Annotated in this window: 8 protein-coding genes; all 8 read right to left on the bottom strand. The window is 64.7% G+C overall.

Features of this window, described 5'->3' with window-relative positions:
- Window positions 1-599: 599 nt before the first annotated feature.
- Entirely contained in the window at window positions 600-1,466 is an 867-nt protein-coding gene (locus M3461_18105; GenBank protein MDQ3776120.1) for a zinc-dependent peptidase, read from the bottom strand.
- A 228-nt stretch (window positions 1,467-1,694) separates the two neighbouring features.
- Window positions 1,695-2,864, bottom strand: a complete 1,170-nt coding sequence (lapB, locus tag M3461_18100) for a lipopolysaccharide assembly protein LapB (GenBank protein ID MDQ3776119.1) — start codon at window positions 2,862-2,864, stop codon at window positions 1,695-1,697.
- Entirely contained in the window at window positions 2,854-3,147 is a 294-nt protein-coding gene (locus M3461_18095) for a LapA family protein (protein ID MDQ3776118.1), read from the bottom strand. The genes lapB and M3461_18095 overlap by 11 nt, the downstream gene beginning before the upstream one ends.
- Before the next feature lie 146 nt (window positions 3,148-3,293).
- Window positions 3,294-3,593: an integration host factor subunit beta gene (locus tag M3461_18090; GenBank protein ID MDQ3776117.1), complete on the bottom strand. Its 300-nt coding sequence runs from the start codon at window positions 3,591-3,593 to the stop codon at window positions 3,294-3,296.
- A gap of 166 nt (window positions 3,594-3,759) precedes the next feature.
- Window positions 3,760-5,463, bottom strand: coding sequence for a 30S ribosomal protein S1 (gene rpsA / locus M3461_18085; protein ID MDQ3776116.1), 1,704 nt, complete (start codon window positions 5,461-5,463; stop codon window positions 3,760-3,762).
- Between the two features lie 133 nt (window positions 5,464-5,596).
- Window positions 5,597-6,289, bottom strand: a complete 693-nt coding sequence (gene cmk, locus M3461_18080; protein MDQ3776115.1) for a (d)CMP kinase — start codon at window positions 6,287-6,289, stop codon at window positions 5,597-5,599.
- A gap of 198 nt (window positions 6,290-6,487) precedes the next feature.
- Entirely contained in the window at window positions 6,488-7,807 is a 1,320-nt protein-coding gene (aroA, locus tag M3461_18075; protein ID MDQ3776114.1) for a 3-phosphoshikimate 1-carboxyvinyltransferase, read from the bottom strand.
- 22 nt (window positions 7,808-7,829) lie between these two features.
- Window positions 7,830-8,544: prephenate dehydrogenase/arogenate dehydrogenase family protein (locus M3461_18070; GenBank protein ID MDQ3776113.1), on the bottom strand; the 715-nt coding region annotated here is incomplete at its 5' end.

Below are 8,544 nucleotides of genomic sequence, written 5' to 3'. Positions count from 1 at the left end.
ACCGCCGCCGGCCAACTCGTACACTGAAGCGATCCAGCCCATTTGTAGTGGAGACCTTTTGACCGCGTAGCCCAATCTATGCGCCTTCCAGGCTGGGTACCCCCTCCAGTTGAGAAAAATGGGTTAGGTGCCCGGGGCTAGATCGCGATCTGGAACGTTGGGATCACGCCGATAGTAAGAAGGATTAGCTATCATGGTCACGCTCCTGAACGGAGGTCGTAGTCCTGGCCGGCCACTTTCATCGCCTCGGACTGCTAACGCGCTCCTCCATATCGACTCACTCCTTGGTTTAGCTTGCCTAGATGAAGTTAACAACACACCTGACGCCGCGGCAGGCGAGCAGCCACCTTTAACGCGTATCTCCCATCGTACACGGGCATTGCCGAAGAATAGTTACTTCAGCTCAATCGGCATGCCAGCGAGATAACCCATACCCGTCAGGGGCTTAGGATAGTGGCGCGCTTCACGTTTGGAAAAATGTACAAAGTGCACAAGTAAGATTTGCCTCGACTTGCATAGACTTTTCCAAACCTTCTTACACTTCGCTACATCCGGGCTACTATTGCTGACTACCGGCGTTGTTCTCAGAGACCCGTGTCCTATATCGTTTCGGTGCGGGATCCCGGCTCGTTGTTACCGTCATCGTGCCAGACCGCGGGGTCCACCCGGTAATAGTCCCGTAATGTCGCGTACAACGTCGGGTGCTGTTCACAGAGGGGTCCCGGCCGCTCGAAGAAACACTCTGTTGCCGAGGCGAAGAACTCGCCCGCATCCTCGGCACCGTAGGGATCGATGAGCGTCGCCTCGCCCCGCGTCACCTTCTCCCGTAGCGCCCGGTATTCCGCCCCGAGCACCTGTGCCCAGACATCGTATCGAGCCCTGGCACCGAGCACCGGTGTACCGTTTGCGATTCCGTCCTCCTCGTCCAGCTGGTGGGCGAATTCGTGGAGGACGACGTTCTCACCGCGATCGCGATCCCCCTCATCGGGCTCTACCTCGTCCCAGGAGATGATCACCCGGCCCATCTCCCAGGACTCGCCGATGCGGGGCTCCCGCCACGACGTGTGCACCCCGGCTTCGTCCACGATCTCGCGGTTCACGATAAAGGCCGAGGGGTATACCAGGATCGAGCGCAACTTCCGATAATAATCGGTCTTGCGGTTCAGTATGAGCAGACAGGCCTGAGCGGCGATGAGCACCCGCATGGCATCGGTGATCTCCAACCCACCGCAGCCAAAGAAGCGCTTTTCGGCGAGAAAGATCAGGATGTGCCCCCGCAAATCCTGCCTGATCCGATCCGGGATACGCGGATACAGGCGCAGCCGTTCGATTAGGATCCTCTCCCACTCTGTCGGAAAAGGGGCGCTTCGCAGCTGCTCGCGACGCCGTGCCCTGAGAGCAGGCTGGACCAGGAGCACCGTGGCCGATAGCACCGCGACCAGGAGCAAAGCGATCAACGGTTCCATGCCGGAGTGCGACTCGGGATAGCCAATTTTTTGGTTTATAGATTTCCTATTTTCCTGTCGAACCGACTCCCGACCGGGTGCGCGTTCCTGGAACGATGGTGCCGGGTATCGTAGTTAGTTCTACCGCGTGCCCTTCGGTGAATGCCCGCCCGATCGTCGGCGATCCTGAAATGGCGGGGCCCGCCGAGCCGTTCTATCTCCCTGGAAGTTCTATCCCCCTGGAAATGATCACTCGCCTTCGATGCCGTGGATGGGCCGCACACCGGCCCAGTGCTTACAGCTCGGGCACTGCCAGTGCACGGCCTTGGCGAGGAAGCCGCAGTGGCGGCACTTGTAGCCGAAACGATCGCGCATGAGGCCGGACGTGAACTGCTTCACGATCTCCAGATGTTCGCGGCGGGGGCCGTCGGGACCCGCGAGCAGGTGTTCCACTAAGCGGTCCAGACCGCGCAGGGAGGGTCGTTTGCGCAGCTCGCGGCACAGGTACTCGATGGCCGCCTCCGGCCCCTCTTGTGCGGCGAGGATCTCCGACCGCAGGAGCACCGGCGTGATCCCCGCGTGCTTGGGACCGAGCGATCGCAGGTGCTCGGCGAACTCGCCGAGACGCCCGAGGGCCCGGTAGCACAGCATGAGCGGCGGCAGCGCTTCGACCAGAAAATCGGGGTCCTGCTCCTCTATTCGCTGGTAGGCCGAGAGCGCCTCGGCCGGTCTTCCTGCCGCCATCGCGAGCCGTCCCTCCATGAGGTTGGAACGAACGCAATCCGGATCGGCGAAGCGCGCCTCTTGCAAACTCTCGGTGGCCTTTTCACCGTCCCCACGCGCGAGATGCCGTTCCGCCTTTTCACAGTGGAATTGGGCGATCATGGGCCGCATGTCGTCACCGCAGCGCGAGCGCAGATCCGTGGCGCAGGCGATGGCCGTGTCCCAATCCTGCTCCTGCTGGTAGATGTCCATGAGATGACCCAAGGTCTTGCGCACCTGGACCTTGGCCTCCAACAGCTCCTTGAACAGCCCTTCAGCGCGATCCATGAGGCCGGAGCGCATGTAATCCATGCCCAGCTCCTGGACCGCGAGCCAACGTTGCTCGGACGTCAGGGCGGGCCGCGCGATGAGGTTCTCATGGATGCGAATGGCCCGGTCGACCTCGCCGCGACGCCGAAACAGGTTGCCGAGCGCGAGGTGAGTCTCCACGGTCTCACTCTCGACCTCGAGCATCTGCAGGAACACTTCGATGGCCTTGTCGGGCTGTTCGTTGAGCAGATAGTTGAGGCCCTTGACGTAGCTCGGCCCGAGCTGGGGCGGAGGTCGTGGAGCGGTGCGGCGTGCCAGATACCAGCCCGAGGCGGCGGCGATCGGTAACAGCAACCAGAAGAGCCCGGACAGGTAGTCAGCCGGCATCCTTCACCGCCGCCGCGGGCGGCGCCGTCTGTCGCTCGATCTTCTTCAGGGTACTTTTGAGCTTGGCGATCTTGCGGCGCTGGCTGTTGAGGATCCAGAGATTCATCGACCCGCCCAAGAGCGCCCCGACGAGCAAGGTCACGGCCACGACCAGAGACAGGGGCGGGTGTATGGTCCCCAGGTAGTAGTCCACCGTGACCGTCTGGCCGTTGTTGATGTGGAACGCCAGAGCGGCGGGCACCACGAGCACGAGGAGGAAGATCAGTTTCAACACGAGGCGCATAGCCCCTCCCGTCGTTTCCCGAACGAAAGTCCCGCTCCGAGACCCAGGTTACATCGACGCTGCAAACGGTCATACCCTCCGCAACCGTAGCTGAATACGGCTCTGCTCGAGGGTCAAACGCGTGTTGCCCGCGCCGGCTCCACGGTCTAGCGCTTTTTCTGGCCTTGGCGCCCGTTGACCCTTTCGCGCAGTTGCTTGCCCGGTTTGAAGTGCGGGACGTGTTTCGCCGGCAGCGAAACCGGCTCACCGGACTTGGGATTGCGTCCGACCCGGGCCGGGCGATAGTGCAGCGAGAAGCTGCCGAACCCCCGGATCTCGATACGTTGTCCCAAAGACAGGGCGTGGGCCATGTGTTCCAGCATCGATTTCACGGCCAACTCGATGTCCTTGCTCCCCAGCTGGGTCTGTTTGCGCGCCAGCGATTCGATGAGCTCTGATTTTGTCATGTGCGCTATCGATCCCTATGGAACACACGATGAACGGTGCGGTCAAGTAGTTCCTTGAGGCCCCCCGTGATCGCCCGCCAAGGCGTCCCTGCCGACGTGACGCCCATTTCAGTAGTTAATTAGGTCCCATCAACGGGCGGCGCTGCGCCTCCAGGGACGCGGCGCCTCAGCCCGAGTCCGGCGCCGAGCGCTCTGCCGACTCGGCCCCGTCCATCTGCTGCTTCAAGAGATCGCCGAGCTTGGTGGTCGTTATCGCGCCACCCGTCCCGTAGGTCTCCAGTGCCTGTACTTCGTCTCGCGCCTCCCTGGCTTTGATGGACAATGACACACTGCGCTTCTTGCGATCCACGCCCGTGATCAAGGCCTCGATCTCCTGGCCTTCCTTGAGCACCTTGCGAGCGTCGTCGATCGGGTGTCGCGCCAGTTCCGAGGCGCGTAGATAGCCCTCTACCCCGTCGGCCAATCGGACGACGGCGCCCTGAGACTCGACCCTCTCCACCACGCCCGTCGTCAGGGTGCCCTTCTCATGCTCCGCCAGGAAGCTCGAGAACGGGTCCCTTTCCAGTTGTTTGATGCCGAGCGAGATGCGTTCGCGCTCGGCGTCGATGGCGAGCACCACGGTCTCGATCTCCTGGCCGCGCTTGTACTGCCGGACCGCCTCGTCGCCCGTGACGGACCAGGACAGATCCGACAGATGTACCAGACCGTCGATCCCCCCCTCGAGCCCGATGAACACCCCGAAGTCGGTGATGGATTTGATGGTCCCGCTCACCCGCATGTTCTTGCTGTATCGGCCCGCGAAATCCTCCCAGGGATTGGTCAGACACTGTTTGATGCCGAGCGAGATACGCCGGCGCTCTTCATCGATGTCGAGCACCATGGCCTCGACCTCCTGGCCGACATGGACGACCTTCGAGGGATGCACGTTCTTGTTGGTCCAGTCCATCTCGGAGACGTGTACGAGCCCCTCGACACCCGGCTCGATCTCGACGAAGCACCCGTAATCCGCGACGTTGGTGACCTTCCCGAAGACGCGCGTGCGCTGCGGATAGCGCCGTCCCAGATTGACCCACGGGTCGTCGCCCATCTGCTTCAAGCCGAGCGAAACGCGGTTGCGCTCGCGGTCAAACTTGAGCACCTTTACCTCGATCTCGTCACCGACGGTCACGACCTCACTCGGGTGTTTGACCCTTTTCCACGCCATGTCGGTGATGTGCAGCAAGCCGTCCACGCCGCCCAAATCCACGAAGGCGCCGTAATCGGTCAAGTTCTTTACCACGCCCTTCACCGCTGCTCCTTCGGATAGGCTATCCAGGAGGCTCTCGCGCTCGGCGCCGCTCTCGCTCTCCATCACGGCGCGCCTCGAGACCACGATATTGTTGCGACGTTGGTCGACCTTGATGACCTTGAATTCCAGCGGCTTACCCTCGAGGTAACTGGTGTCGCGCACCGGCCGGACATCCACGAGCGATCCGGGCAGGAAGGCGCGCAGGTCCTCGATCTCGACAGTGAACCCGCCCTTGACCTTGTCGGTCATGGTGCCGGTCACGTGGCTGCCGTCTTCCAGGGCATCTTCGAGGCGCTTCCAGGCCATGGCCTTCTTGGCCTTCTCGCGCGACAGGCGCGTGGCCCCGAAACCGTCCTCGATGGCATCGAGCGCCACATCGATCCGGTCTCCGACATTCACCTCGACCTTTCCCAACTCGTTTCGGAACTGCTCGAGCGGGATCACACCCTCCGATTTGAAGCCGGCATAGACCACCACGCCGTCCGGTCTCACCTCCACCACGGTGCCGGTGACGATCGTCCCCGGCCGCATGTGTTGGTCTGCCTGCGTCTGTTCCAATAGCTCCGCGAAACTCTCGGCCATATTCAATTGAACCTTGTTACGAAAATCGTCATTTGCCAAAATCGTTCAGTTGCCAGAATCGTCTTTCGGCATCTCCGGCAACGTGCCCTCGGCACCCCGTCTCGCCACACGCCGACGTTCTACTCCAAAGGACTCAGCCCCGACACGGATCACGGTCCGATAGCAGGCAGAGGACCCGCTCGAAGACCGCGTCGATACCCAAGTCCGAGGTGTCGACCACCACCGCCTCGAGCGCCGGCCGTAACGGAGACACCGTGCGCGCACTGTCCCGGACATCGCGCTCCCCGATGTCCTGGCGAAGGGTTTCAAGCCTAACATTTATCCCTTGTTGTTTCAACTGGTTATGGCGGCGCTCTGCGCGTGCCTCGGGGCTGGCCGTCAGGAACACCTTGAGCCGCGCGTCGGGAAACACGACGGTGCCCATATCGCGGCCGTCGGCGACCAGCCCCGGGACCCGCCGGAAGCCCTTCTGCACCGCGAGCAGGGCGGTGCGGACCTCGGGCAGGGCCGCGACTTTCGAGGCCGCCGCCCCGCACGACTCGGTGCGCACGACCTTGCTCAGGTCCTCGCTGCTGCAGTGCACCGTGATGCCACCCTGCGCCTCTCGGAAGGCGATGTCCAGCTGAGCTGCGAGCCGCGCGAGTGCCGGGCCGTCCCCGAGCGAGAGGCCGGAGCGCTCGGCCAGCGCCGCGACTACCCGGTACAGGGCGCCGCTGTCGAGGAAATGCCAGCCCAAGCGGCGGGCGAGCCGCACGCACAAGGTCCCCTTGCCCGTACCGCTCGGGCCGTCCACCGCGATGACCGGTGCCGGCGACGATCCTTTCACGACTGCTCAGAGCTTGCGAAAAAATCGTCGCGAGCGAAAGGAGGTCGCGTTGCATCCTCGGCGCGCCAAACAGGGCCACTCCCTGGCCCTGGCTTCCCGCCGGAGCGCAGGAACCGGAGTGTATATTGAAATACATGAGGATTCCGAGCACCGCCGGAACGCGAGATCCCGAGCGCAGTAGATTTTTTCACAAGTCTCTCAGGCCCAGCGTACCCGGAGTCCGGCCCGCTGGGCTACCTCGACGAAGCCGGGAAAGCTTGTCGGGATGTTGTCGCAATCGGCGACCTCGATGCTGCCATGGACGGCCAGCCCTGCCATCGCGAACGCCATAGCCACGCGATGGTCCGAGGCGCTGTCCACCACGCCGCCTTGGAGTGCGCCACCTCGTATCACGATGCCATCAGCGGTCGGGCGAGCCTTGATCCCGAGCGTTCGGAGGCCTCGCGCCATGGTCTTGATGCGATCGCTCTCCTTGTGGCGCAGCTCTTCGGCGCCGGACAGGACGGTCTCCCCGTGGGCCGCGGCCGCGGCAATGAAGAGCGCCGGAAACTCGTCGATGGCGAGCGGCACCAGGCGCTCGGGGATCTCGACCCCGCGCAGCGCACCGCCGCGCACCCGCACGTCCGCCACGGGCTCACCGCCCTCGTCGGCCCAAGAGGACGAGTGAACGGGTTCCGAAATCTCGATGTCCGCCCCCATGAGACGCAAGAGGTCCAGGACCCCGGTGCGCGTCGGGTTGACCCCGACGTGCTCGATCACCAGATCCGAGCCGGGGCTCATCGCGGCGCCGACCAGGAAGAAGGCCGCCGAGGACAGATCCGCCGGAACGTGGACGCGCGTGGCCTCGAGCGGCGTGCCGGGGGCGAGTCGGACGACACCCCCCTCGGTGGCGATGGCCGCACCGAAGCGGCGCAGCATGCGCTCGGTGTGGTCGCGGCTCTCGGCGGGCTCGAGGAGGCGGGTCGGCCCCTCGGCATAGAGGCCAGAAAGCAGCACGGCCGACTTGACCTGGGCGCTCGCGATCGGCAGCGCGTAGTCGATCCCTCGCAGACAGCGGCCGCCTCGGATCACGAGCGGAGCGGTGCCCTCGAACGTGCATGAGATAGCGCCGCCCATGCGCTTCAGCGGCGTGATAACCCGGCGCATCGGCCGCCGCGTGAGTGACGCATCGCCGATCAGGATGGTATCGAAGGTCTGTCCCGCGAGGAGCCCGGCCAAGAGCCGCATGGAGGTCCCGGAGTTGCCGAGATCGAGCGGACCGGGCGGCGCTTGCAGGCCGCGCAGGCCACGACCCTCGATCCGGAGCCGCCCCGGCCCCCCATGCTCGACCGCCACCCCCAGGGACCGAAAGGCCGCGAGCGTGGCCAGCGTGTCCTCGCCCTCGAGGAAACCTTCGACCTCGGTGACGCCCTCGGCGATGGCGCCGAGCATGAGCACCCGGTGGGAGATGGACTTGTCGCCGGGGACGCGCACACGCCCACGCAACCTCCCCCCGCCCTCGATGATGAGCCGGCTCATTTGGGGCCTTCTTTCTTGTTTGTCATGGGCGGGGCGGGGATGTCCCGAGACCGCGGGATCGCCGCTCGGCCAGGGCGTCCCGCACCGTCTTGGCATCCCAGAGGCTCGCGAGCAGCGCCTCCCCATCGCCGCGCGCGATGGCCTCGCGCAACGACTCGATCTCGGCCTGAAAAGACGCCAGGGCCGCGAACAGGCGCTCGCGGTTGGCCAGGAAGATGTCGTGCCAGAGCGCGGGGCTGCTCGAGGCGATGCGGGTCAGGTCCCCAAAGCCGCCGGCGGTGTAGCGGAGCAGGGCCTCCGGACCGCCCACGCGGGTCACGGCGTTGACCAGGGCGCAGGCGAGCACATGGGGTAGATGGCTGGTCGCGGCCAGGAGCTCGTCGTGGCGGTCGGCCTCCATGACCTCGACCTCGGCGCCGGCGGACTCCCACATCGCCTGCGCCCGCTCCGTAGCGTTCCGCATCGTTTCCGGCAGCGGGGTCAGGATCACGCGCTGCCCGGCGAAGAGCTGCGCCGAAGACGACTCGACCCCGCTGTGCTCCGCCCCGGCGATCGGGTGACCCGGGACCATGTAGGGCAGGTGCGCGCCGAGCATCGCCCGGGCAGCGGCGACCACCACGCCCTTGACGCTGCCGACGTCGGTCACGAGCGTCCGTGTTGGCAGGGCGGGGCGGATCCCGGCGAAGACCGCGCGGATCGCCCCGATCGGTATGGCGACGACCACGGCATCGGCCCCC

It is taken from the genome of Pseudomonadota bacterium (assembly GCA_030860485.1).
Lineage (GTDB): Bacteria > Pseudomonadota > Gammaproteobacteria > JACCXJ01 > JACCXJ01 > JACCXJ01.
This window is presented reverse-complemented; position numbering and strand designations above follow the sequence as displayed.

Coding starts and splice junctions, on each gene's coding strand:
- M3461_18105 (MDQ3776120.1), bottom strand. CDS start 1,466: ATGGAACCGTTGATCGCTTTGCTCCTGGTCGCGGTGCTATCGGCCACG.
- lapB (MDQ3776119.1), bottom strand. CDS start 2,864: ATGCCGGCTGACTACCTGTCCGGGCTCTTCTGGTTGCTGTTACCGATC.
- M3461_18095 (MDQ3776118.1), bottom strand. CDS start 3,147: ATGCGCCTCGTGTTGAAACTGATCTTCCTCCTCGTGCTCGTGGTGCCC.
- M3461_18090 (MDQ3776117.1), bottom strand. CDS start 3,593: ATGACAAAATCAGAGCTCATCGAATCGCTGGCGCGCAAACAGACCCAG.
- rpsA (MDQ3776116.1), bottom strand. CDS start 5,463: ATGGCCGAGAGTTTCGCGGAGCTATTGGAACAGACGCAGGCAGACCAA.
- aroA (MDQ3776114.1), bottom strand. CDS start 7,807: ATGAGCCGGCTCATCATCGAGGGCGGGGGGAGGTTGCGTGGGCGTGTG.